This is a genomic window from Sphingorhabdus sp. M41, from assembly GCF_001586275.1.
Classification (GTDB): domain Bacteria; phylum Pseudomonadota; class Alphaproteobacteria; order Sphingomonadales; family Sphingomonadaceae; genus Parasphingorhabdus.
In genome coordinates this window covers 1,826,927-1,851,437 of the sequence record NZ_CP014545.1, presented here as the reverse complement: position 1 = coordinate 1,851,437, position 24,511 = coordinate 1,826,927, and the positions used below count along the sequence as shown (strand labels likewise).

The 24,511-nt window shown below is 56.4% G+C and carries 24 protein-coding genes; 15 read left to right on the top strand and 9 right to left on the bottom strand.

Features of this window, described 5'->3' with window-relative positions; translation table 11 throughout:
* Window positions 1–3 precede the first annotated feature (3 nt).
* Complete coding sequence (locus AZE99_RS08835; RefSeq protein WP_067199971.1) at window positions 4–348, bottom strand: GntR family transcriptional regulator; 345 nt, start codon at window positions 346–348, stop codon at window positions 4–6.
* A gap of 80 nt (window positions 349–428) precedes the next feature.
* Window positions 429–1,031 carry a nitroreductase family protein gene (locus tag AZE99_RS08830; protein WP_067199969.1) on the bottom strand — a complete coding sequence of 201 codons (603 nt, stop codon included), beginning with the start codon at window positions 1,029–1,031 and terminating at the stop codon, window positions 429–431.
* A gap of 159 nt (window positions 1,032–1,190) precedes the next feature.
* Between AZE99_RS08830 and AZE99_RS08825 the strand changes: the two genes are divergently transcribed.
* Genes AZE99_RS08825 through AZE99_RS08815 form a run of 3 tightly spaced genes read left to right on the top strand, consistent with a single transcriptional unit; the run spans window position 1,191 to window position 5,507 of the window.
* The gene (locus tag AZE99_RS08825; protein WP_067199967.1) at window positions 1,191–2,780 is read left to right on the top strand and encodes a peptide MFS transporter; all 1,590 of its coding nucleotides are present in this window, start codon (window positions 1,191–1,193) and stop codon (window positions 2,778–2,780) included.
* Between the two features lie 34 nt (window positions 2,781–2,814).
* Window positions 2,815–4,215 (top strand): amidohydrolase, encoded by a 1,401-nt coding sequence (locus tag AZE99_RS08820; RefSeq protein WP_067199965.1) that lies wholly within the window; start codon window positions 2,815–2,817, stop codon window positions 4,213–4,215.
* Entirely contained in the window at window positions 4,212–5,507 is a 1,296-nt protein-coding gene (locus AZE99_RS08815) for an amidohydrolase family protein (protein ID WP_067199962.1), read from the top strand. The genes AZE99_RS08820 and AZE99_RS08815 overlap by 4 nt, the downstream gene beginning before the upstream one ends.
* A 3-nt stretch (window positions 5,508–5,510) precedes the next feature.
* Here AZE99_RS08815 and AZE99_RS08810 read toward each other — a convergent pair whose 3' ends face one another.
* Window positions 5,511–6,503, bottom strand: coding sequence for an aldo/keto reductase (locus AZE99_RS08810; RefSeq protein WP_067199960.1), 993 nt, complete (start codon window positions 6,501–6,503; stop codon window positions 5,511–5,513).
* Window positions 6,500–7,720 (bottom strand): dicarboxylate/amino acid:cation symporter, encoded by a 1,221-nt coding sequence (locus AZE99_RS08805; RefSeq protein ID WP_067203473.1) that lies wholly within the window; start codon window positions 7,718–7,720, stop codon window positions 6,500–6,502. The genes AZE99_RS08810 and AZE99_RS08805 overlap by 4 nt, the downstream gene beginning before the upstream one ends.
* Window positions 7,721–7,894: 174 nt before the next feature.
* On the opposite strand from AZE99_RS08805, the gene glmM reads away from it, so the two are divergent.
* From glmM to AZE99_RS08780, 5 genes are read left to right on the top strand one after another with little or no spacing between them, the layout of a single operon-like run.
* Entirely contained in the window at window positions 7,895–9,235 is a 1,341-nt protein-coding gene (glmM, locus tag AZE99_RS08800; protein WP_067203471.1) for a phosphoglucosamine mutase, read from the top strand.
* Entirely contained in the window at window positions 9,235–9,459 is a 225-nt protein-coding gene (locus tag AZE99_RS08795) for a DUF1272 domain-containing protein (RefSeq protein ID WP_067199958.1), read from the top strand. Before glmM ends, AZE99_RS08795 begins: the two co-directional genes overlap by 1 nt.
* Entirely contained in the window at window positions 9,459–9,650 is a 192-nt protein-coding gene (locus tag AZE99_RS08790) for a hypothetical protein (protein WP_067199955.1), read from the top strand. The genes AZE99_RS08795 and AZE99_RS08790 overlap by 1 nt, the downstream gene beginning before the upstream one ends.
* The gene (gene thiD / locus AZE99_RS08785) at window positions 9,647–10,420 is read left to right on the top strand and encodes a bifunctional hydroxymethylpyrimidine kinase/phosphomethylpyrimidine kinase (protein WP_231862574.1); all 774 of its coding nucleotides are present in this window, start codon (window positions 9,647–9,649) and stop codon (window positions 10,418–10,420) included. The genes AZE99_RS08790 and thiD overlap by 4 nt, the downstream gene beginning before the upstream one ends.
* Window positions 10,417–10,974 carry a ribonuclease HII gene (locus tag AZE99_RS08780; protein WP_067199951.1) on the top strand — a complete coding sequence of 186 codons (558 nt, stop codon included), beginning with the start codon at window positions 10,417–10,419 and terminating at the stop codon, window positions 10,972–10,974. The genes thiD and AZE99_RS08780 overlap by 4 nt, the downstream gene beginning before the upstream one ends.
* Here the strand turns inward: AZE99_RS08780 and AZE99_RS08775 are convergent.
* Window positions 10,971–12,002, bottom strand: coding sequence for an acyl-CoA desaturase (locus AZE99_RS08775; protein ID WP_067199949.1), 1,032 nt, complete (start codon window positions 12,000–12,002; stop codon window positions 10,971–10,973). The genes AZE99_RS08780 and AZE99_RS08775 overlap by 4 nt on opposite strands.
* Before the next feature lie 330 nt (window positions 12,003–12,332).
* Between AZE99_RS08775 and AZE99_RS08770 the strand changes: the two genes are divergently transcribed.
* Both AZE99_RS08770 and folP read left to right on the top strand, forming a co-directional pair.
* A complete protein-coding gene (locus tag AZE99_RS08770; RefSeq protein WP_067199946.1) occupies window positions 12,333–13,484 on the top strand; it encodes a site-specific DNA-methyltransferase in 1,152 nt (383 codons plus the stop codon).
* Between the two features lie 13 nt (window positions 13,485–13,497).
* Window positions 13,498–14,622: a dihydropteroate synthase gene (folP, locus tag AZE99_RS08765; RefSeq protein ID WP_067203469.1), complete on the top strand. Its 1,125-nt coding sequence runs from the start codon at window positions 13,498–13,500 to the stop codon at window positions 14,620–14,622.
* Between the two features lie 147 nt (window positions 14,623–14,769).
* Here folP and AZE99_RS08760 read toward each other — a convergent pair whose 3' ends face one another.
* Window positions 14,770–16,083: a S41 family peptidase gene (locus AZE99_RS08760; protein ID WP_067199945.1), complete on the bottom strand. Its 1,314-nt coding sequence runs from the start codon at window positions 16,081–16,083 to the stop codon at window positions 14,770–14,772.
* Window positions 16,084–16,146: 63 nt separating this feature from the next.
* On the opposite strand from AZE99_RS08760, the gene AZE99_RS08755 reads away from it, so the two are divergent.
* Window positions 16,147–16,650: a MarR family winged helix-turn-helix transcriptional regulator gene (locus tag AZE99_RS08755; protein WP_067199942.1), complete on the top strand. Its 504-nt coding sequence runs from the start codon at window positions 16,147–16,149 to the stop codon at window positions 16,648–16,650.
* A 219-nt stretch (window positions 16,651–16,869) separates the two neighbouring features.
* On the opposite strand, the gene asd is transcribed toward AZE99_RS08755, so the two are convergent.
* Together asd and AZE99_RS08745 are read right to left on the bottom strand one after the other, a co-directional pair.
* Window positions 16,870–17,664 (bottom strand): archaetidylserine decarboxylase, encoded by a 795-nt coding sequence (asd, locus tag AZE99_RS08750; protein WP_231862573.1) that lies wholly within the window; start codon window positions 17,662–17,664, stop codon window positions 16,870–16,872.
* 81 nt (window positions 17,665–17,745) lie between these two features.
* Window positions 17,746–18,987: a threonine ammonia-lyase gene (locus tag AZE99_RS08745; RefSeq protein ID WP_067199937.1), complete on the bottom strand. Its 1,242-nt coding sequence runs from the start codon at window positions 18,985–18,987 to the stop codon at window positions 17,746–17,748.
* A gap of 75 nt (window positions 18,988–19,062) precedes the next feature.
* Between AZE99_RS08745 and AZE99_RS08740 the strand changes: the two genes are divergently transcribed.
* The 4 genes from AZE99_RS08740 (at window position 19,063) to AZE99_RS08725 (ending at window position 22,984) form a co-directional block, all read left to right on the top strand.
* Window positions 19,063–19,935 (top strand): NAD(P)-dependent oxidoreductase, encoded by an 873-nt coding sequence (locus tag AZE99_RS08740; RefSeq protein ID WP_067199935.1) that lies wholly within the window; start codon window positions 19,063–19,065, stop codon window positions 19,933–19,935.
* A gap of 15 nt (window positions 19,936–19,950) precedes the next feature.
* Window positions 19,951–21,621 carry an amidohydrolase gene (locus AZE99_RS08735; RefSeq protein ID WP_082788301.1) on the top strand — a complete coding sequence of 557 codons (1,671 nt, stop codon included), beginning with the start codon at window positions 19,951–19,953 and terminating at the stop codon, window positions 21,619–21,621.
* A gap of 199 nt (window positions 21,622–21,820) precedes the next feature.
* The gene (locus AZE99_RS08730) at window positions 21,821–22,054 is read left to right on the top strand and encodes a hypothetical protein (RefSeq protein ID WP_067199932.1); all 234 of its coding nucleotides are present in this window, start codon (window positions 21,821–21,823) and stop codon (window positions 22,052–22,054) included.
* A gap of 165 nt (window positions 22,055–22,219) precedes the next feature.
* Window positions 22,220–22,984 carry an arginyltransferase gene (locus AZE99_RS08725; RefSeq protein ID WP_067199929.1) on the top strand — a complete coding sequence of 255 codons (765 nt, stop codon included), beginning with the start codon at window positions 22,220–22,222 and terminating at the stop codon, window positions 22,982–22,984.
* Between the two features lie 83 nt (window positions 22,985–23,067).
* On the opposite strand, the gene AZE99_RS16400 is transcribed toward AZE99_RS08725, so the two are convergent.
* Window positions 23,068–24,468: an RcnB family protein gene (locus AZE99_RS16400; protein ID WP_067199926.1), complete on the bottom strand. Its 1,401-nt coding sequence runs from the start codon at window positions 24,466–24,468 to the stop codon at window positions 23,068–23,070.
* Window positions 24,469–24,511 lie beyond the last annotated feature (43 nt).

Here is a 24,511-nt window from a genome sequence, read left to right as displayed (position 1 = left end):
CGTTCAGGCGTCGCTTTTCAGCAGATCCTCGATCGACAGGTCCAGCCGCTTCATCTGGCGCTCGACGGGAGGCCAGATATTCTTGATAAAATCTTCTCGCTGGGCGAGGCGCAGGCGGTTTTTCGCACCGGCCGCGACAAACATGCCTACGCCGCGTTTCACCGTGACCAGCCCGTCTTCCTGAAATCCCTGATAGGCTTTGGCGACGGTGAGCGGGTTGGCCCCCTGATCCGCTGCAAAAACGCGGACCGATGGCAGCATGTCGCCTTCGCGAAATTCGCCATCCAATATGGATTCGGAAATGATATCCCGCAATTTCAGATATACGGGTTTGCCTGTATTGTTCATGCTGCCTCACTGCCATAACACAGCGATGCAGGCAAGGCGCAAATTCAGCTTTTCCTGATATTTAGTCTTGCAAGCACCAGCTATTTTGTGGCGGCAGGCATCCAGCGGGACAAGATATTGTTGAGTTCCGGCCGTGGGCGCTCGGTCAGTTCGATATTGGATGTGCCGATATACAGGAACCCGGCCACTTTTTCAGGCGACGAACCGAACAGATTTCGCACGTCGTCGTTGAAAGCGGGCCAGCCGGTGATCCAGCCCCCGACAAAGCCCATCGCATGAGCCGCGTGGAGAATGTTCATCGCAAAAGCGCCGCAGCTCAATTCCTGCTCCCACAGCGGAATTTTTGTGGATTCGACTGGCGAAAAAAGCAGCACGAGAAGCACGGGCGCTTCATGCGCCATGGTTTCGAGGCCTTCCAGTTCCAGTCGGCCTGCATCAGGTTTTTCGTTCAGATAGGCTTCGGTAAAGCCCTGGCCCAGGCGATCGCGCTGATCGGCGCTTACAGATATTACACGCCAAGGTGCCAGCTTGCCATGGTCGGGCGTGCGCAGGGCAGTGGTGACGATTTCTTGAATTTGCGTGTCGCTGGGGCCCGGCGCCACCATATTGCGCGGGCGACCGGATCGGCGGGAGGGCAAATAGGCGGCAAGGCTGCTCAAGTCATTGAATTGGTTTTCGCTCATATGTGCCACTTTGGAAGAGACGGGCCTGATTGCAAGCAGAATTGGTGATAAACCGGTCTCGCTTGAAACAATCTGCTTCACTTGCGCATTTTTTTCATTAGTGTGCGGGGCAACCGGGCTGCGTTTAACAGCCCACACAGTATATCGGGGAGTTCGTAAATGGCGGGTGAGTATCTGGAATCAGGTGATGCAAGAGGAACATTCCTCGGTCATCCCAAGGGACTTTTTGTTCTGTTTTTTGCCGAAATGTGGGAACGTTTTTCCTATTACGGCATGCGTGCGCTGCTGATATTCTATCTCGTTCAGCATTGGATGTATTCGGATAGCGAAGCCGGCGTTATCTATGGTGCCTATACCGCTCTGGTATATATCACGCCGGTAGTGGGCGGCTATCTGGCTGACCGGTATCTCGGACAGCGCAAAGCGGTTGCCTTTGGCGCTCTGCTTCTCACCTTTGGTCATTTCCTGATGGCCTTCGAAGGAGAGGGCGGCGGTCAGGCTGATCCTGCAATCAATATTTTCTGGCTGGCGCTTGCTTTCATCATCGTTGGCTCGGGCTTTTTGAAGGCCAATATCTCGGTCATTGTTGGACAACTTTATACCCGCACCGACATTCGTCGTGATCCGGCCTATACGATTTTCTACATGGGCATCAATCTAGGTGCTGCGCTCGGCGCAATCATCGCTGGCTGGTTGGGGCAGACCTATGGCTGGTCCTACGGCTTCGGAGCGGCAGGTCTCGGAATGTTGCTTGGTCTTGTAGTGTTCATCTGGGGCAAACCCCTGCTGGTTGGTCGTGGTGAAGCCAATGATCCCAAGCTCCTTGAGAACAAGGTCGGTGGCATCAAGTTTGAATGGCTGCTTTATCTACTCAGCTTTGCCACTGTCGGTCTCGTCTGGATATTGATTCAATATCAGGCCTTGGTCGGCTCGTTGCTGGGAATTGCCGGTGCGATATTGGTCATCTATGTCCTGTACACCGCCGTTGCCAAACTCGCTTCAGAGGATCGCGATCGCATTTTTGCGGCCATGTTCCTGATTTTTGGTTCGATCCTGTTCTGGGCCTTGTTCGAGCAGGCCGGTTCGTCGCTGAACCTGTTTACCGACCGCAGCGTTGACCGGAATATATTGGGTATCGAAGTTCCCGCTTCTGTATTCCAGTCGATCAATGCGATCTATATCGTATTACTGGCACCGGTATTCGCGCTGCTCTGGACCATGCTTGGTCGCAGGGGGCTCGAACCATCTGCTCCGGCGAAATTTGGTCTGGGATTGATTCAGCTGGGCGCGGGCTTCCTGGTACTGGTTGCAGGTGCATTGGCTGCCGGAACCGGTAATCTTACGCCGGTCCTGTTCATCTTCCTCATCTACCTGCTGCATACGACGGGTGAGCTTTGCCTGTCTCCCGTAGGTCTGAGCGCGATGAACCGCCTGGCGCCTTCGCATATGGCCAGCCTGATAATGGGTACCTGGTTCTTTGCATCCGCCACCGGCAATTTCGCTGCCGGACTGATCGCTTCTGCGGTCGGCGCGGAAGGGGCAGGTCCCGATCGGGTTCTGGAAGTCTATTCAACTGTTGGCTGGGTGGCAGTCGGTGTCGGCGTCGCGGTGATTGTTATATCGCCATTGATCAAGAAGCTGATGCACCTTGATACGCTCGCTGATGACAATGTCGGTGACGATCTGGAAGGCCAACGTGAATTCGGAGACCCACAATCTGCGGGTATCCATCCGACGACAAAACCATAAAGATTAGGCAAACCATAATTTTAAGGGGCGTTATATGAAATTTCGGGCTTTGCTGGCGCTGGTTGCTGGCGGATCGTTGTTGGCCGGTTGCGCGGCTTCGGCAGCGGATACAAATTCGGCCAGCAAGTCAGCGCCGGTCAAATCGAGCAAGCCCGAACAAACTGCCTTCCCGTCTACCTATAAAGCCTATCCATCTGCTTCAACCGCCATCACCGGCGTGACCATATTTGACGGTGAAGGCGGTCGGATCGACAATGGCACCGTGTTCATGGCGGGCGGTAAAATAACCTCCGTCGGCGGTCCTGAAACAGCGATTCCCGCGGATGCCGCGATCATTGATGGCACCGGCAAATATATCACGCCGGGCATCATCGATGTGCATAGTCATCTTGGCGACTATCCGACACCCAGCGTGTCGGCGCATAGCGACGGCAATGAAGCCACGTCTCCGGTGACGCCGGAGGTCTGGGCAGAACATAGCGTCTGGCCGCAGGATCCGGGCTTTTCGCGGGCCATGGCCAACGGCGGTATCACGTCACTGCAAATCCTGCCCGGTTCGGCCAATCTCTTCGGTGGTCGTTCGGTGACGCTCAAGAATATACCATCCCGGACCGTTCAGGGGATGAAGTTTCCCGGCGCACCTTATGGTATGAAAATGGCCTGCGGCGAGAATCCCAAGCGCGTATATGGCAGCCGCAACCGCATGCCGTCCACCCGCATGGGCAATCTGGCGCTCAACCGGCAGACCTGGATTGATGCGCAGGAATATCGCAGCAAGATGAATGACGCCAAGCCGCCCAAGCGGGATCTCGGCAAGGAAACGCTGGCGGGTGTGCTGGACGGGGAAATTCTGGTGCATAATCATTGCTACCGCGCTGACGAGCTCGCCCAGATCATCGATATGTCGAAGGAATTTGGCTATAAGGTGACCGCCTTTCATCACGCTGTCGAAGCTTATAAAATCGCCGATATTCTTGCCGACGAGGGCATTTGTTCCGCAGTGTGGGCAGACTGGTGGGGCTTCAAGATGGAAGCTTATGACGCAATCCCGGAAAATGCGGCGCTGCTGCAAAAGGCAGGGGCTTGTGTGATCATCCATAGTGATGACGAAAACCAGATCCAGCGGCTCAACCAGGAAGCGGCCAAGGCGCTTGCCGATGGCCGGGCGATGGGCATTGAAATCAGCGACGCCGAGGCGATCCGCTGGATCACGCTCAACCCTGCCAAGGCAATGGGCATCGATCAAATGACCGGTAGTCTGAAACCCGGCAAGATGGCCGATATGGTTTTGTGGAACGGCAATCCGCTCAGCGTCTACGCTCGGCCTGAGAAAGTCTGGATTGACGGCGCGCTGATGTTTGACAGCAGCGATGCAAAGCGCCGCCCGGTCAGCGATTTCGAGCTCGGCCAGCCCGGTGAAGGAGACGTGAAATGAAGCGTTTTACCCTGTTGCTCGCCTCCGCTGCGGCTTTGATCGCTGCTCCTCTCGCTGCCCAGACCACTGCCATTACCGGTGGCAAGGTCGTGATCGGCGACGGCAGTGCGCCGATCGAAGGTGGCACGGTGCTGATCCGTAACGATCGAGTTGTCGCAGCTGGCGCCAACGTCAATATTCCCGCCGATGCGCGACGTATAGACGCCACCGGGAAATGGGTCACGCCAGGCATTTTTGCCGGGTTCAGCCGGGTTGGTCTCGTCGAGGTCGGCGCAGTCACCGAGACCAATGACATGAACGCCAGCGGCTCGCCTTTCTCGGCCGCGCTCGATGTGCAATATGCGATCAATCCCTTTGCTTCGGCGGTTGCGGTAAATCGCGCAGCAGGGGTAACCCGTGCTGTCGTTTCTCCGAGCACTGCCAGTTCGATATTCGGCGGATATGGTGCGGTGGTTGATTTGGGACAGGATGAAAACCCGATCACCGAGGCGCGCGCGTTCCAGTTTGTAGAACTGGGCGAAACCGGCCACAGCCGGGCAGGGGGCAGTCGTTCTGCCTCTCACATCCATTTCCGGGCCTTGCTTGAAGAAGCCCGCACCTATGCGCGCAATCCGGCTGCCTTCGATAGCGATCTGCTCAAGGCCTCCGATGCGAAAGCGCTGCTGTCGGTCATCAACGGCAGCACCAAGCTGCTGGTCCATGTCGAAAGCGCCAATGACATCCTGAAGGTGCTCGACCTGCGCAAGGATTTCCCCGCGCTGAAAATGGTTCTGGTTGGAGTCAATGAGGGATGGCGGGTCGCCGAACATATTGCGGCAGCAGGCGTGCCGGTGCTGGCTTCGGCGCTCAGTGATCTGCCTTATGGTTTTGAAGACCTGTCTGCGACCCAGTCCAATATCGGGCGGATGAAGGATGCCGGCGTCAAGGTTGCGATTGGCATGATCAACGACAATGATGCGCACCAGCTGCGCTATTCGGTGCAATATGCCGGCAATCTCGTCGCGCTGAACAAGGTGCCGCGCGCTACCGGCCTGACCTGGGACGAGGCCTTTGCCGCGATCAGTTCTGTGCCCGCAGAAATCATGGACATGAGTGGCCAACTGGGATCGCTCAAGGCCGGTCGTCAGGCAGATGTCGTGATCTGGACCGGTGATCCACTGGAGCTTTCGACCCAGGTCGAAAAGGTCATCATCGACGGTGTCGATCAATCGCTTTCCAACCGCCAGATGCGGCTGAGGGATCGATATAGCGACCCGGCTCCGGGCGCACTGCCGAAGGCCTATGATCACTAGTCGCTAGATGCGCACCATCGACATCATCGTCTCGCCATAGCGGGGGCCAGCAGTCCCACCAACGGGTGCGGCGCTCTCCAGCTCGTCGAGATCTGCTTCGGTCAACTGGATATCGACGGCCGCCATGCTGTCTTCCAAGGTTGCCCGTCGTTTCGAGCCGGGAATTGGCACGATGAAATCGCCCTGGGCCAACAGCCAGGCGAGGGCAATTTGAGCGGGTGAGCAGTGATGCCGTCCGGCGACCTCTTTCACCACCTCGACCAGCTTCATGTTCAGAGCGAAATTCTCTTCCGAATAGCGCGGATCATTGCGCCGATAATCATCTTTCGGAAGGTCGTCCCGGCTGCTGATCTGGCCGGTCAGGAAACCGCGGCCCAGGGGGCTGTAAGGAACGAACCCGATACCCAAGTCCTGACAGACGGGCAGGATATCTTCCTCGACACCGCGTTCCCAGAGGGAATATTCCGACTGCAGGGCGGCAATCGGATGGGTGGCATGCGCTTTTTTCAGCGTTGCGGCGCCGGCTTCCGACAGGCCCAGATAGCGAACCTTGCCCTCCGCCACTAGATCGGCCATCGCCCCGACCGTCTCCTCGATCGGGACTTTGGGGTCTACGCGGTGCTGGTAGAGCAGGTCGATCGTTTCGACGCCCAGCCGCTTCAGAGATCCTTCACAGGCCCGCCGCACATTGGCCGGATTGGAATCGACCCCGGACACTTGACCGTCTTTGAAGGCAAATCCGAATTTGGTGGCGATGACCAGTCGTTCGCGGCGGCCACGGATGGCCTGACCGAGTAATTCTTCATTGATATGCGGACCATAGACTTCGGCAGTGTCGAAAAAGGTAACGCCAAGTTCGATAGCGCGGTCGATGGTTGCGAGGCTTTCGGCCCTGCTGGCCGTGCCGTACATGCTCTTGCCAATTCCCGCCATCGGCATGCAGCCGAGACCCAGCGCGGAGACCTCCAGTTCCGATCCGAGTTTGCGATATTTCATGTCAAATCTCCTTCGCTTCTGGCGATAGTCGCGGTCAGACTCATGTCGGCGCTGACATTGGCAACGGTCCGCATGATATCAGGAAAGGTCTCGATCGCCAAAAGCAGAACCAGCGGTTCGATGGGAATGCCCATGGCGATGCAGATCGGTGCAATCGAGGTGATGAAGCTGATCGAGCCGGGCAGGCTGACCGCACCCATGGTGGTGATGGCTGCCACGGCCACGCCGATCGCGAGAATGCCGATGGACAATTCTATGCCCATGAAATGGGCAATGTAAATGGCAACGGCGAGGTTCATGCAGGGGCCGGTAGCGCGGAACAGAGCGACCGAAATTGGCAGGACGACATCGGCCGATCGATCGCCGACACCCATGGCTTTGACACCGTTGACCATCGCCGGCAGCGAAGCGAGCGAGCTTTGCGTAGATATCGCGACCGCTTGCGCTCTTGCCGATGCCTTGAAAAAGGTTATGGGGCCGCGCTTTGCGCCGACATAGGTCAGGACATAGCTGAATATCCAGACGACTGCGCCAATGCTGCTGACGATCAGAACATAGTGCACCAGTGCTCCGAATGCCGCTAGTCCTGCATTGGCGCCCACACCGACGGCCAGAGCAAAAACGCCGAGCGGTGCCAGCGCCAATACCCACTGGATAAGGATCAGCAAGGCGTTCGCCAGAGCATTGAAAAGCTGGTCGAGCATCTCTCTTTGCGCATCGGGCAAACGGGTGATCGCAAAGGCAAAGGCCAGAGCAAAAATCATCAATGGCAGCACGGCGTCTTCCGCTGCTGCCGCAATAGCGTTGGTGGGGATCAGCGCGCGGAGGAATTCGCTGAACGGAGGCACAGCGCCCGGCGGTGCTGCACTGCCCAGTGCCGACCGCAGCGCCGCTGCCGCGTCACCGTCGAGCGGAAAGATTTCGAGCAAGGCGGGTGTCACCAGAGCGGCCATTGCAGACGAACACCAGAGAATGAAGATCATGAACAATATGGCACGGGCGGTCATGCGTCCGGCGCGCGCCATCGAAGCCGCCTTGCCTATACCAACGATCAGCAGGGTGAAGACCAGCGGGATGACCGTCATCCGCAAGGCATTGAGCCACATATTGCCGACGACATCGGCGGCTTCGACCAGCAGATCGCTTTTGGGGCCGACAAACAGCCCGATCAATATGCCAAGAATGAGAGCCAGAAGTATGATCAGCGCTTTTTTCAATATTTCTGTCCTTTTGCCATCCCCGCACCGACCATCAACCATGAGCGGAGTGCGCTGGCAAGGGGTGATTATCGGTAAATTTCGCGATTGGATTCATTCCCTCTTGGTCTCCGGGCGATCCATCGGCTAGAGACTCGCCAAACAGGGCGCGACCATGTTGGGATGTAGATGGATATGACGAAGAAATTTTTTGGTACCGATGGCATACGCGGTCTGACCAATGCTCACCCGATGACGGCCGAAATCGCCATGAAAGTGGGGCAGGCCGCTGGCCGTCACTTCCTGCGGGGCAATCACAAGCATCGCGTGGTGATTGGCAAGGATACAAGGCTCTCCGGCTATATGATGGAAAATGCGCTGGTCGCAGGCTTTACCAGCGTCGGAATGGATGTCGTGCAGGTCGGTCCGATGCCGACGCCTGCGGTGGCGTTGCTTACAAGGTCGATGCGCGCCGATCTCGGGGTCATGATATCGGCCAGTCACAATCCTTATTTTGACAATGGCATAAAATTATTCGGGCCGGACGGTTTCAAACTGTCTGACGAAGACGAACTGACCATTGAAGCCTATCTGGAAGAAGAGGCCACGTTGGCACCGGCAGCGGATATTGGTCGTGCCAAGCGCTTTGAAGATGCGCGCGGTCGTTACATCCATGCAGTCAAAATGTCATTGCCTGACCATATCCGTCTCGATGGCCTGAAGATCGTTTGCGATTGTGCCAATGGCGCCGCCTATCAGGTTGCGCCTGAGGCATTTTGGGAATTGGGCGCCGAGGTGGTCCCTTTAGGAATTGCCCCCAACGGATTGAATATCAATGACAAATGCGGATCTACAGATGTAGCGATATTGCAGGAAACGGTGGTTTCGTCCGGCGCGCATATCGGTATTGCGCTGGACGGCGATGCCGACCGTTTGATTGTTATCGACGAAAAAGGGCAGGTTGTAGATGGCGATCAGCTGATGGCACTGATCGGGTCTAGCTGGAACCGGGATGGACTGCTCCGCGGCAACGGAATCGTTGCTACGGTTATGTCGAACCTTGGACTGGAACGATTTTTAAATTCCCAGAATCTCGACCTTGTGCGGGCGAAAGTCGGTGATCGCTATGTTCTGGAGGAGATGAAAAAGGGTGGTTATAATGTCGGCGGTGAGCAATCCGGCCATATGATCCTGCTCGATCACGGCACGACCGGTGACGGGACGGTCGCTGCATTGCAGGTGCTGGGAGAACTGGTGGAAAGCGGCAAGTCGGCGAGCGAATTGCTGCATCTGTTTGATCCGGTCCCGCAGTTGCTCAAGAATGTTCGCTATAGCGGCGGCCAACCGCTCGAAAGCGCAAAGGTCAAGGCCGTGATTGCGGAAGCCGAAAAGGAACTGGAAGGTTGCGGCCGGCTGGTGATCCGCAAATCGGGCACGGAACCGCTGATCCGGGTGATGGCCGAAGGGGATGACGAGGATCAGGTCCATGCGGTCGTCGACCGGATTTGCGCGGTGGTAGAGGAGGTCGCAGGCTGATGCTGGAAATGCGTCCCGATTGTGAAAGCTGCGGCAAGGATTTGCCAGCCGAGCAGGCTGGTGCGCTGATCTGCAGTTTCGAATGCACATTTTGCGAGAGCTGCAATAGCGAGAAGCTGCACGATATCTGTCTCAATTGCGGTGGCGCTTTGCAACCCAGGCCGATGCGTTCCGCCGAAAAGCTGGCGAAATATCCGGCGTCGACCGATCGAAAGTATAACTGATGCTGGGCTTTCTCGATGCAATGGACGCCAGAACCATTGTGGCCATGGGCCTGATGCTGCCGCTCCTCGTGACGCTGCTCCTGTATTTTTTTGCGCGCGATTTTTTCCGCCGCTTCTGGCTTCCGATCGTGCTGATCGCGGGTGCCTTTGAATGGTTTTTGATCGTACAGGTTGGGCCGCTATTCCTGTGACGGTAGATTGCCCGCGGATCTTGTCGATTGCCGGTTCGGATAGCGGCGGCGGTGCGGGCATCCAGGCGGACATCAAGACCATCACCATGCTGGGTGGCCATGCGATGACCGCTATTACCGCGATCACTGCCCAGAACACTCTGGGTGTCCAGGCCGTGCATCAGTTGCCAAGCGAAATGATCTTGGCGCAGATCGAGTCCGTGGTTAGCGACATCGGTGTAGATGCGGTCAAGATCGGGATGATCGGAAGCGCGGAGGCCGCACGGGCGGTAGCGGATTATCTGGATAAGCTCAGCATAGCGGTTGTCTTTGATCCGGTAATGATCGCGACCAGCGGCAGCACGCTGGCCGATGGTGAGACGATCGCAGCCTTTGGCCAGTTGATGGATGTCGCATCGGTGGTCACGCCCAATTTGCCGGAACTGGAAGCGCTGGGCGGCAAGGACCGGATATTGAGCCATGGCTGCCATCTCGTGATCAAGGGCGGTCACGGTAAGGGTGGCATGGTCGTCGACGAACTCTATGCACCAAGCGGCCTGATCAGACGGATCGAGGGGAAGAGGATCGATAGCAGCGAAACCCATGGCACAGGCTGCACCTTTGCCAGCGCGCTGGCTGTCGGTCTCGGCAGCGGGCTCGATCTGAACGCGGCTTTCGAGCAGGCAATCTCCTTCACCCGCATCGCGATACTGGAAGCACCGGGACTTGGCGAGGGAAGTGGGCCCCTCGGTCATCAATTTGTTACCGACTTTCAGGATGACGACCGGTGATCGCTGGCGTCGACGAGGTGGGCAGGGGACCGCTCGCTGGTCCGGTCGTGGCCGCTGCGGTGATCTTGCCGGACGGTCATGCCATTATCGGACTTGACGACAGCAAGAAACTGACGGCAACAAAACGCGCGCGGTTCGAAGTGGAAATCATGGAATGTGCGCGCTTTTCGATAGCGCAATGTTCCGAGGCCGAGATTGACGAGATCAACATATTGCAGGCGACCATGCTGGCGATGACGCGCGCGGTGGAAGGGCTGGATGCCGTACCCGATCATATACTGGTCGATGGCAACCGCTTGCCGAAATGGACCTATTCAGCCGAAGCGGTGATTGGCGGGGACGCGCTCCATCCCTGTATTTCCGCCGCGTCCATACTCGCCAAGGAGTTTCGCGACCGGCTGATGATCGCGGCGGCCGAACAATATCCGCAATATGGCTGGGAACGGAACAAGGGCTATGGCACGGCCGAACATCTGGCGGCGCTCAGGCAATATGGACCGACGCCGCTGCACCGCAGGAGCTTCGCGCCGGTCTCCCAGATGGAATTGCTCTAGGCTTCGACTTCCGCGCGCTTTGGCGCGATCTTGCGCTCGGCCAGAACCCATTCGCCGCTCTCGCTCTTGATATATTTGGGTTGCCGGGTGACATTCCACACCAGCCCCATTTTCTCGAGCAGCAGCAGGACATAGCCAGCGATATCGATTTCCCACCAGGCCATGCCCTGAAAGCTGGCACGCGGATGTTTGTGGTGGTTGTTGTGCCAGCCTTCGCCGAAGGTCAGTAGCGAGAAGAGAAAGCTGTTCTTGGCGGTGCCGACGCCCTTAGTGTGGCGCTGTGAGCCGACGACATGGGCGTAGCTGGAAATGCCCAGTGTGATCTGCAGCACCACGAAGGTCCGGAAATAGCCGCCGATCAGGATCGTGCCGATCACATGGTCCCAGCCGCCAAAGACGAGACCCCAGACACCGGGAAAGATTATCAGCGAAAAGACCAGCCAGAACCAGCGGGTCTTGTGCAACCACAGGACGATATCATTGTCGGCAAGTCCCTTGCCGTAGATGCTCATGTCGGTGACGCAATCGTCCATGAACCAGCCGAAATGCGAGTGGAACATGCCTTTCAATTTGCTCGTTGGCTTGCCCCTGCCGTCGAGCCAGGGACTGTGCACATCGCCGACTTCGTCGCTATGGGCATGATGCCGCCGGTGATCGGCAGCCCAGCGCAATACCGAAGACTGGATCGACATTTGCGCCATTGCGCCGAGAATATATTGCATCGGCACGGATGTATCGAAGGACTTGTGCGAATAATAGCGGTGGAAACCGAGCACGATGCCGAGCATCAAAATGATATATCCGGCGATGAAGGCGGACCATTCTACCCAGCCGGTATCGTAGGTGAACATCCACCAGACAGCCGCAATCGAGCCAAATATCTTGGACCCGAAAACAATCGCATATTCCTTGCGTTTCTCGCGTCCGGCCTCGCCGCCGACAATGACGCCGGGATGCGGACGGGGCTCATCGCTTTGCTGGGCGATGCCATATTCATGCTGATATTTGTCGCGAAAATTATCTGCCATTTGTTCACCGACCCCGGTCTGTTACGCTTTTGAGCTTTACTGCAGATTAAGCATATAGTCCGATCGCGGCTTTTTGTGAACCAAATTTCAATTCGGACGAATTCCCGATTTTGAACAAATAAACTTCACGAACGAGTCTTTTACGTCACACCACTAGGGATTGAGTCTGGCGTTGGCGGTTTGACTCCACATCTGGTGACGGACTCGTTTCGTTCTCTCGTCAAATTTTTCGTTAACCATAAAGATACGCCTTTAACCTATGTTAACGGCCTTGACCGCCGGCCATTTGGGACTCACCGTTGGCGCTGTTGAAAAAAGGAATAGAGTTTCATGGGGATTATCGAGCGCATTCACGCGCCCAAGACACGCACTGCGCAAAGCGCTGGAACAGGTACAGCTAAGAAGGCTGTCGATCTGCCACTGGGCCAGATTTTGAAGATGGACTGTATCACGGCGATGGCATCGCTTCCCGATGCATCGGTCGATATGGTCTTTGCCGATCCGCCTTATAATCTGCAGCTTGGGGGTGACTTGTTCCGTCCGGAAGGCGGGCAGGTGGATGCCGTGGACGACGCCTGGGACCATTTTGACAGTTTCGCCGCTTATGATGCCTTTACCAAGGCCTGGCTGGCCGAAGCGCGCCGTATTCTCAAGCCCGACGGGTCTCTGTGGGTAATCGGCAGCTATCACAATATCTTCCGGGTTGGCGCTTCGCTGCAGGATCTCGGTTACTGGATCCTCAACGACATCATCTGGCGCAAGGCCAATCCGATGCCGAATTTCAAGGGAACCCGCTTCACCAATGCGCACGAGACATTGATCTGGGCCTCGAAATCGGAAAAGTCGAAATATACGTTCAACTATCGCGCGATGAAAAATCTCAATGATGAATTGCAGATGCGCAGCGACTGGGTGATGCCGATCTGCGGTGGTCAGGAACGGCTGAAACGCAACGGCACAAAGGCGCATCCGACCCAGAAGCCGGAAGCCTTGCTCTACCGGATCATGCTGGCGACGACCAATCCGGGTGATGTCGTGCTCGATCCTTTCTTCGGCACCGGCACTACCGGCGCGGTTGCGAAGCGACTGGGCCGCGAATGGATCGGTTGCGAGAAAGAGGACAGCTATTGCGAAGTGGCAGAACAGCGTATCGCCGAAGCTTTGCCGCTTGATGAAAGCTCGCTGAAGACGATGCAGTCGCCCAAGTCGAAACCGCGGGTTGCCTTCGGAACGCTGGTGGAAACCGGCTATCTGAAACCCGGTGACGAACTGTGCAGCAAGAACCGCAAGTTCAAGGTCAAGGTACGGGCCGATGGTTCAGTGATCTGGGATGGCCAGGAAGGCTCGATCCACAAGATCGGCGCGACCGTGCAGGATGCACCGAGCTGCAACGGCTGGACCTACTGGTATTACAAGGACGGCAAGGATCTGAAGCCGATTGACAATTTGCGGCAGACCTATTTGCTGGCCACCGAACCCTGATATGGGCGGTGCGATGGAAGACTTGGAAGCATGTGGAGCGGATGCCAGACTCTATCTGAAGCCTGTTGGATTTGTCGATAGCCCGCAATGGCATGAAGGCAAAAACCAGCGGTTAAACAATGGTTTAATATGGTTTTCTCAGATAGAATATCTGGTAATAGAGAGCGGCAGACCAAACCGGAGGGGGCTGGTCAACATCACCCAGTGGCCGGAATGGTCGGCAGCCCTGCCGGAGCCGCTGGCCCAGCGGGCCGCTACCCTATTTGCCAATCTGACACGGCAGCACGAGGCCCTGACATGCGGCGAGCGGATCATCCGCTTCGACCAGCCTCATGTCATGGGCATACTCAATATTACGCCCGACAGTTTTTCGGACGGCGGCAAGCATGTGGATGACCCTGACAAGGCGGCCGAAGCGGGACTGGCGATGGCTGCAGTCGGCGCGTCGATCCTCGATATCGGGGGAGAGAGCACCCGGCCCGGCGCAAATACGGTATGGGAAGGCGACGAGATCAAGCGGGTGGTGCCGGTAGTCGAACGGCTGGCCCATTGCGGTGCCGTGCTGTCGATCGACACCCGCAAGGCAGCGGTGATGGAGGCAGCCATCGCCGCGGGCGCGCACCTGATCAATGATGTCTCGGCCCTGTTGCATGACAAGCGGTCGCTTGAGGTGGCCGGCATTTCCGGTCGACCGGTGGTGCTTATGCACGCACCCTCAAGCGGGAAAAATCCGCATGAAAGTGACGGTTATGGCAATATCGTAACCGATACGCTCGACTGGCTGGAACAGCGGATCGCCGATGTGGTCGCAGCGGGCTTCGAACGCGAGAAGATCATTATCGATCCCGGCCTCGGCTTCGGCAAGTCGCTGACCGACAATCTCGCCCTGATGAACAATATCGCGATGTTCCACGCGCTCGGCCAGCCGCTATTGATCGGTGCCAGTCGCAAGCGGATGATCGGGGCTTTGTCGAAAGAAGCTCCCGTGGACAAGCGTCTTGGCGGTTCAATCGCCTTCGCGCATCACGCGGTCCAGCAGGGGTCGCAAATTGTCCGCGTGCATGATGTACCGGAAACGGTGCAGGCACTTCAGATCTGGCGCGGGATGCGCGATGCCGGGGTTACCGCAACCGTTTAGACTGGGTACGCGATATCTGGAAAGCGGAAAGCGGTCATGGGTTTGTGGGGTGGCCGGGATTGGGTGGATTGCTGAACGGCAAGTTTTATAGTCCGATTTAGGCTTAGCGGACATTCCGGCAATTAATCCAAAGTGGCAGCGATGTTTTCATTCGCTCATCTCGGTGATCAGTATCTTCAACTGCGCTTCTCCTTGTCCGGGAATGAGGCGATCCGGAATCAAGGGCGCTCTACCAATTTCGCCCGACGGACGGGTGAATATGTAGAGCGGTGCCTGAACAACAAGGGCGGATTCCGGAAGGGTGAAACGCTGCACCTGTCCGGTTTGGTTGGCAGGACCCTCGGTCGGGGTGCCAGCGATTTGGGCGATTTTGAAATCCTGAACCGTTACCGCAAAGGCGATGGTTTGAGAATAGCTTGCCGGTCCGATCAGAATGACCGACTTCCCCAAAAATCGATGAGCTAGTTCGGCCGTTGGTTCGACCCATTGAGCAAATGGCATCTCAATGACCTGCCCGATCTGTGATCCCGGAATGAGTGCTTGGTTCTCCGCAACAATGCGTGCTTTGACGGCAGATATTGGGGTGTAGCGGGAAGTCGTAAGATAAGCCATCAAGCGATCAGAAAGCTGACGAGCGCCGCCTCCGTTTTTCCGCACATCGATAATCAATCGATCGATATTGCCCGCATCGATGCGGGCAAACGCATCTGCAAGAAATGCTGCAAATTTCTCTTCTCTAGATATCTCAAAGCTTTTCACGGTCATGACGGCAACATTGTCGCGAATATTCAGTTCATAGGTCTGGTCGCCGGACACCGCGATGTCACGCGTGGGATCAATCTTAATCGTTTGCGGGCCGTTTTTGCGCCTAAGTGTTACGTTGTGAGATTGTCGGTCGCCCTGCACTGCCCACAGAGCCACCGGAAATCGCAAGGACAACACTCGCTCGCGAAGCCCCTTGCTCTCGCCGCGCATACGTGGCTCCAACTCGGAAATCAGCGAGGCGGCAGACTGACCATTGATCGCAAGAATTTCTTCGTTGGGGTTTATCGGGCTGGATGATTGAATAGAACGGTCAACGTAAAGCCGTCCTTCGGACACGTTGACCGAAAGAGTGAATGCGACGGAGCCCTGTTCAAGCGCTGCTTCATAAGCCGTGTCCGGCAAACGTATTCCACTATGTGCATCATTCAGCAAGGGATTGATCGTTGCGAGCGCGCGCCAGGCCGAGCGAACGTCATACTCACCATCTAGCTTCTGCTCTAGAGCCTCAAATGCGGCGTCGACCCGCTGAATATCCGCCGAGTGGGAAAGGTCTGGATGGGTTGAGCCCATCCAATCGCGCCATGTTTCAACATCAGCCTTCACGCGATGCGCATCAATCTGGGCAATCGCCGCCTCGCCAAAAAACATCGATGTCATCACGATCAAGGCAATTGACCCTAAACTGAACTTCATCATTGCATCACTTTCCATTATATGTAACTGGTTACACATAATTAGCATAGCACAATGAGATACACAATGATTCAGCACAAAAAATCCAAAACTGGCGGCATTCACCGCCCGGTAGAGACCTATGCACCGGCCTTTTTTGCTTTTCTTGCTATTCAGCTTACCGATCGCATTACCAGCGAAGGGGCGCGCTTCTCAACCGCCATTGGCCTCGAAATTCCGGTAAATACCATGTCCACAATCATGGTTCTTAAGGAGGGGCCGGCTAGTGTGACCGAGATTGCCAGCGCCCTCAATGTGAGTCATGTCGCGGTGATTAAGACAATTCGCATATTGATTGATAAAGGCATATTGGAGCGCCAGAACGATCCCAGTGATGGCCGACGCAAACCACTCTCTCTAACCAGCAAGGGAACGCAGGTGGCTGCGGATGTCAGTACAGTAATCGAAAAGGCACAGTCTGTTTACCGCGAACTGTTTAAGGAGATCGGCGTCGATCTCCATGAAGCGCTTCTAAAAATGAACGCTGCGCTTGATCGGATCAGCTTTGACAAACGCCTCGCCAGAGCCTGAGACAGTATAAGACTCTGTACTGCGAAATGGCAGGTTTCGAGAAATGGTTTCGCTGTTATGAACGACCGCTAATGGGGCGGAAGCCGAAGTTCCGACAAAACTAGCCCAAGGTCTGCTTTGCCGATATGGCAGACTAAATGCCGATATTCCGGAAATGGACTTGCACTAACCGTTCGCACGCGCGCTCAACTGTGCGCAAAGTCGATCAATCAATAGACCTCAAATACCGGGCCGCTGACCCATTGTTTCGCCGAGACGCACCGATCGCTCCGGTGCCCAGTCAGCTGATAAAGCGATGGTGTCCGGCCGGAACAGCATGACGACCGTAGAGCCGAGCAGGAACCGGCCCATTTCCTCGCCCTTTTCGAGCGCGATATTCTTGTCGGTATAGGTCCACTGCATAATCTTGTTGGCGGGCTTTGGCTTGACGACGCCGTGCCAGACCGTTGCCATGCTGCCGACGATGGTAGCACCGACCAGGACCATCGCGAATGTGCCATGGTCTGGCGATTCAAACACGCATATCACCCGTTCGTTTCGCGCAAATAGGTTGGGCACGCCGCGCGCAGTAGTGGGATTTACGGAAAACAGTGCGCCTGGCACGTAGGTCATGCTTACAAGCCTGCCGTCACAAGGCATATGGATGCGATGATAATCCCTGGGGGACAGATAGACATTGGCAAAGCTGCCGTTCTGAAATTCTGCTGCCAGCGCTGTATCGCCGCCCAGCAACTCGGTCGTGGTAAACGAATGGCCCTTTGCCTGCAGGATGTGGTGGTCATCAATAGCACCAAGCTGGCTGATCGCGCCATCCACCGGGCAGGCAAAATCCGCTTGCGTGATCGGTCGCGCGCCGGCCTTTAGCGGACGGGTGAAGAAGGCGTTGAAGCTGTTATAGCTGGCGATGTCCGGATTTCGCGCCTCGGTCATATCGACCGCATATTTGCCGACAAACCAGCGTATTAGCCGGGTCGTCAGGGTGCCCCGTTCCGCCTCGGCAATGCGACCGGCCAAGCTGGTAAGCCCCCGTTTTGGCAGGATGTACTGGGACGCGACTTTCAAACGTTCGAACAATTTTTCACTCGCATCAATCGTTCAATCGGCCAGTTCGACCTGCCGGACATCATAGCCGGCCTTGTTGAGATCGGCGATCAGGCCTTCCAGCTGCTCGCGGTCCTTGGCTTCGCATTCGATATCGGTGATCAGACCCTTGGCCGGCAGGTTGGTGAACACCCGCTGGTGATAGACTTCGATGATATTCACCTCATGTTCGGCAAATTGCTTCACGACATTGTAGAGCGCGCCGGGCTGGTCGCGCAGATGCAGGCGGAGACGGGCGAGGCGGCCCGAGCGGGCGAGATCGCGCAGCAATACGTTCGCCAGCAAGCGCGTGTCGATATTGCCGCCGCACAGGACCAGACCGACTTTCTCGCCGGCGAATTTTTCCTTATTGGCCAGCAGAGCCGCTAGGCCTGCGGCTCCAGCACCCTCGACCACGGTTTTTTCAATCTGCAAGAGCAGGCTCACGGCGCCTTCCAGCTCCGCTTCGCTGACCAGTACAATCTCGTCGACATATTTCTTGATGATCGCGGCGGTAAATTCGGAAGGATTGCGCACCGCTATGCCTTCAGCCAGCGTATCGCCACCGGCCGTCAGGGTCTTGCCATTCAATTTTGCGTACATGCTGGGGTAAAGCGCGGCCTGTACGCCAGTCATCTTGATGCCGGGTTTGATCGCATCCGCTGCGGTTGCCATGCCGGAGAATAATCCGCCGCCGCCGATCGGTATGATCAGGCGGTCCAGATCGGGGATGGCTTCGAGCATCTCGATCGCAACCGTGCCCTGGCCGGCTGCGACATGCGGGTCGTCAAAGGCATGGATATAGGTCAGCCCGCGTTGTTCTGAGAGCAGCATCGCATGGGCATAGGCTTCATCATAATTGCTGCCAAAAATGACGATCTCGGCACCGTGGCCGCGAGTCTGTTCTACCTTCACCATCGGGGTGGTGCTGGGCATCACGATAGTGGCGGGGATTCCAAGATTTTTCGCGTTATAGGCAAGCCCTTGGGCATGATTGCCAGCGGATGCGGCGATCACGCCGGCCTTGCGCTTGCTTTCGTCCATCAACAACAGAGCGTTCAGCGCACCACGTTCCTTATAGGCAGCGGTGAACTGCAAATTTTCAAATTTGAGAAAAACTTCCGCCCCGCTCAGTTCCGACAAAGTGATACTCTTGAGTGTAGGCGTATGGACGACCCGGCCCTTGATCCGGTCGTGGGCGGCTTTCACATCATCATAATCGAAGGATGGATGGGTGCTGGTTTGGATATCATTCATATAGTCAGTGCCCCTAACGCATCTGGTCATCGAGGGAAACAATGATTATGGCCATTTGAAAGGGCGAATATATCTATGGCGAAAATTGCATTTATCGGGATCGGCGTGATGGGCGGACCCATGGCCGGGCATCTGGCTGGCGCGGGGCATGAGCTTACCGTTTATAACAGAAGCAGCGCCAAGGCTGCAGCGTGGGTCGCCAAACATGGTGGTACCACGGCCGAAAACCCGGCCGAGGCTGCGCGCGGCAAGCAAATCGTGATCACTTGTGTCGGCAATGATGATGATCTCGCCTCCGTTACCATGGGACGCGACGGGGCCTTTTCTACCATGGCGTCTGGCGCTCTGTTCATAGACCATACGACAGTGTCCGCCCGGATTGCACGGCAGCTGTCGGTGGAAGCCGAAGGGCGCGGAATTCACGTCGTCGACGCGCCGGTTTCCGGTGGTCAGGCAGGAGCGGAAAACGGCACATTGTCGATCATGTGTGGCGGCAGTGAAGAAGCCTTTACCGCGGCCGAGCTGATCATGGCTGCATATGCCGGTCGCATCGTCCATGTCGGCCGTACCGGAGCCGGACAAACCACGAAAATGTGCAATCAGATCGCGATTGCAGGGGTACTCGAGGGCCTGTCTGAAGCGCTGCGCTTCGCCCAGGCCAGCCGACTGGATCTGGACAAGGTTTACGAAGCGATTTCTGGCGGCGCTGCGCAAAGCTGGCAGATGGACAATCGCTGGGCGACCATGGCCAAAGATGATTTTGATTTTGGCTTTGCGGTCGACTGGATGCGCAAGGATCTGGGACTGGCGATCGAGGAGGCCCGGACCAACGGGGCAACCATCCCGGTCGCGGCGCTGGTCGATCAATTTTATGCCGAAGTGCAGGCCGCAGGCGGCGGCCGCAATGACACGAGTTCATTGGTCTCGCGTCTCCCCAAAAGAAAATAAGCAAGGGCAAATGATATGACCGGTTGGCTGACAAAACATGGTTTGGCATTATGCGCGGGCGCCGCGAGTGTGTTCCTTGCACCCGGTATTGCCCAGGCCGATAGTCTGATTGAGAATGTCAACGGCATGACTCTCGACAGTGAGGGAAAGGTCATTCGCTTTGCAGCGATGCTTATCGATGATGAGGGCAGAGTGAAGCAGCTGCTGGACCGGCGGGACAAGCGGCCACGCGAGGTGGACTTTCAGTTTGACGGAAAGGGCAGAACGCTGATCCCGGGGTTTTTCGATGCCCACGGTCATGTCATGGGCTTGGGCTTTGGTGCGTTGACGCTGGATTTGTCGGACACCAGAACGCTGGCTGAAGCGCTCGCCAAAATCACCCAATATGCTGCGGATAATCCGGGCAGGCCGTGGATCATCGGCAATGGCTGGAATCAGGAAGTCTGGGGTCTTGACCGCTTTCCCACCGCTGCAGAACTCGATGCGGCAGTCCCGGACCGGCCTGTATATCTGTCCAGAGTCGACGGCCATGCGGCCTGGGTCAATGGCGCAGCGATGACGGCGGCGGGTGTTTCCGGCGCATCGACATCGGCCAGCGGGGGAACCATCGTCAAGATTGGCGGCAAACCCTCTGGTATTTTTGTCGATGCCGCGATGGATCTGTTCAGCGATACGATTCCCGCGCCGAGACCGGTGGAGCGGGATCTCGCGCTCGGCAAAGCGCAGGACATATTGCTGGCGAACGGGGTTACATCTATCGCCGATATGGGCACCACGATGCAGGATTGGCAAAGCTTCCGCCGGGCAGGGGACAAGGGTCGCCTGAAAATCCGGATTATTTCCTATGCCGCCGGCATAGACAATATGGTCGCTATTGCCGGGCCGACACCATCCCCTTGGCTCTATGATGATCATCTGCGGCTGACCGGGGTAAAGCTCTATATCGATGGTGCGCTGGGCTCGCGGGGCGCGCTGCTGAAACAACCCTATGCGGACAAGCCTGGTGAAAGCGGACTTGCCATGCTCACATCGGCGCAACTGAAAAACAAGATGAGCCGGGCGGCAATGGACGGGTTCCAAACGGCGGTCCATGCCATTGGTGACAAGGCCAATGATGAAATTCTATCGGCAATCGAGGAACTTCAACTGACCTATAAAGGTGATCGTCGATGGCGGGTTGAGCATGCGCAGATAGTTGATCCTGCCGACATAAGTCGCTTTGCTGCATCCGGAACGATCGCATCAATGCAACCGGTACACCAGACGTCGGACCGGACGATGGCCGAGGCGAGGCTGGGGCCCGAGCGACTTACAGGCGCCTATGCCTGGAAGTCGTTGCTCGACTCGGGTGCGAAAATGGCGTTCGGGACCGATGTCCCGGTGGAATCGTCCAACCCGTTTTCGGGTCTTGCTGCTGCAATGACACGGGAAGATGCGGCTGGTCAGCCCTTTGGCGGATGGATTCCCGCAGAAAGATTAAATCGTGAGCAAGCCTGGGGCGCTTATACTTACGGGGCAGCCTATGCCGCATTTGCCGAAGACCGGCTGGGCAGTCTGGAGCCGGGGAAAAGGGCAGACTTCCTTATCATAGACCAGGACATATTGCTTTCGACACCAGCGCAAATTCGCGGCATGCAAGTTCTTCAAACCTGGATAGCAGGCCGGCAAGTATTTGTACGAAATTGACAAGATACAGTTAAGTTGCTTGGAAATAAGAGAAGTTGAGAAATTAATTGGGTTTTGCAGTTGTTAAGAATCGTAAATTGGGTTAAACGCAATGTCAGAAGGGATGGATTAAAAGAAAACCCTTCGAATGCACTGGGGCGCATGGAAGTTCAGATTTGAGCTTCTACTCTTTGTAAACTGACCTAATTGGAGCATGATTATGAATTTCGGTAAATTGGCTGCTGCTATTGCAGCAGTATCTTTGGTTGCAGCGCCTGTCGCAGCGCAATCATCGAACAGCGTAGCGCCTGCTGTTGAGCGCGTGAGTGCGACTTCTTCGACTTCAGAAAAACTTGAAGGCGAAAATGGCATTCTGATTGCAATTCTGGCAGCAGCAGCGGTAATTGCTGGTATCATCATCATTGCTGATGATGACGATCCAACAAGCCCTTGAGCTTAGACAAATAATTTGGAAACGGGGCGTTTTTCGCCCCGTTTTTTTTGACCCAGTCATCCTGCACCCGTGACAAATTTATGTGGTTAATCGTCTTTTAATTTTCTCTGACGCACTGCATATTGTCCTTGTCGATTCTCAAGAATGTAACAAAAGGCTGGCTTTGTGACTGCACCCGTTCGCTTCCCGCGATTCTTTGTAACAAACCCCAGCCCATGCCCTTATTTGCCCGGAAAAAGCGAACGCAAGGTTTTCACCGAACTGAACGGGGCCCACACCGAGGAACTGAATGATGCTCTGGGCCGGATCGGCTTCCGTCGCAGTCAGAATGTGGCGTATCGACCCAGCTGTCTGGATTGCAAGGCCTGCGTTTCGGTGCGGGTATTAGCCGATGAATTCCGTCCCAGCGCGACGCAACGGAAGCTGATCCGGCGCAATCAGGATCTGGTTGTGGAAGCCTGCGAACCCTGGGCGACAGAAGAACAATATCAGCTTCTCCAAAAATATCTCGCAAAACGTCACCCCGGCGGCGGGATGGCGGAAATGGACGAGATGGATTATTCCGACATGGTCGAGCAATCGCCTGTCAAAAGTTTCGTTATCGAATATCGCGAGCCGACGCTCGATGGCAGCAAGGGCCGACTGGTCGGAGCCTGTCTCACCGACCAGCAAGGTGACGGGCTGTCGATGATCTACAGCTTCTTCGACGCGGATCATGGCGAGCGTGCCGGTCTCGGAAATTATATCATCATGGATCATATCCTGCGCGCCAAGACAGCCGGATTGCCATACGTCTATCTCGGCTATTGGGTCGATGGTTCGCCGCAGATGGAATATAAGGTCCGCTTCCGTCCGTTGGAGAAGCTGGGGCCGGACGGTTGGCAGAGATTTGATCCGGCCGCACTGCTCAAGTTGCACTGTCCCAACTGATCTTCCGGCAATCGAGATTACGCCCATAAAAAGCCTGCCACCATATCCGGTTGGCAGGCTTTTTTGTTTCCCGGAGCAGGCGCTCAGTCGTACATGCAGCGCGCTTGTTGACAACCTTTTAGCGGCACAGCCTTTGCGGCTGGCTTCCACACTTTCTTGGGTGCCGGTTTCCACCGCTTTTTGTAAGTCGGCTTGCTATAGATCACTTCCTCTTCAACATAAGTCGTGGTCGTTGTGGTTGTGACCGGAGCAGATTGCACGACGATTGTCGTGATCATGGGTTGCTGGGGCTGGGGATAATAATAGCCGGGGCTATAATATCCATTCCAGCCGCTGGGATAGGTCGGATGAGGCTGCGGCGGACGACGATGGTGAACCGGCGGATAATCCGGTTGTCGGGTGGTGTGTTGCTGTTCATAGCCATATTTCTTGAGCAGCTTGCGGCAGCGATCGCTTCCCTGATCAATGGCAGCACCCGCGACCGCGCCAAGCCCGCCACCGATTAGCGAACCGCCGAGTCGGTTGCCGCGGCCCGCGATACGATTGCCCGCAAAGGCACCTACAGCACCGCCGACAATGGCCCCGCCAATGCCACTGCTTTTCTTGCAGTTTTCGAGATAGGCCAATTCTTCCGAACGCTGGCGGTCGAAGTCCCGCTCATCTGGATAACGGTCATAGCGATCGGATCCCGCATTTCTGTCCGCGCGCGCGCCCCAATGGGGGGACATGTTGGAATCACCGATGAATGTTCCGGAATATTCGCCTTCATAGACCTGACCGTCGGCATCACGATAGGTGCCTTGCCATTCACCCTGATAGCTGCCGTCCTCGCGATAAGCGCCGTCCCAATCGCCCTGGTAGGTAGACTGGTCGCTGTTATAGGCATGCGGTGTGGCCACCACGCGGTCATCGCCGATGAAAACACCCGGGTCATAGGTGGCCTGACCGTCGCGATAGCCGTCATGATAGCCCTGATTATAGCGGTCCCAGTCGACATTATAGCGAGCGTCCTGAACCACGCCGTAGCGGTCCGTCAGAACGGCATCATCATAATAGCGCGACCAGCCATAGCCGTAATTTGGCTGACTCAGTCCATAATAGCCGAAATTTCCGATGAAATAGCTGGGTTGGATATAGGTGCGCGGCAGACGGAAGCCGCGATGGGGTTTGCGATAGCCTTTGTCATAGCCCATTCGGCCCTGACGCACATAACTGCCAGCGTGGCGATAGGCTTTCATCTGGCGCATGTTGCCCGTCGATTTCATCCCGCGCGCATGGCCCATATTCCGCATCTGACCCGCATTGCCCATGCGCGATATGGTCTTGGCGCCTGCTGCAGGACTTGCCAGAGCCTTGGAGGACGCAAAGGCGAGATCGACGGCAGGCGCCAAAACATCATCCGAAGTCGAGTCGATGGCGGCGATTGCCGGTGCTGATGCAACCGTCAGCATACCGCCAAGGCCTGCAAGTAAAAGGGTCTTCATGGTTAACAACTCCCTAGTTCCAGACATGCATCAAGCATGTCCG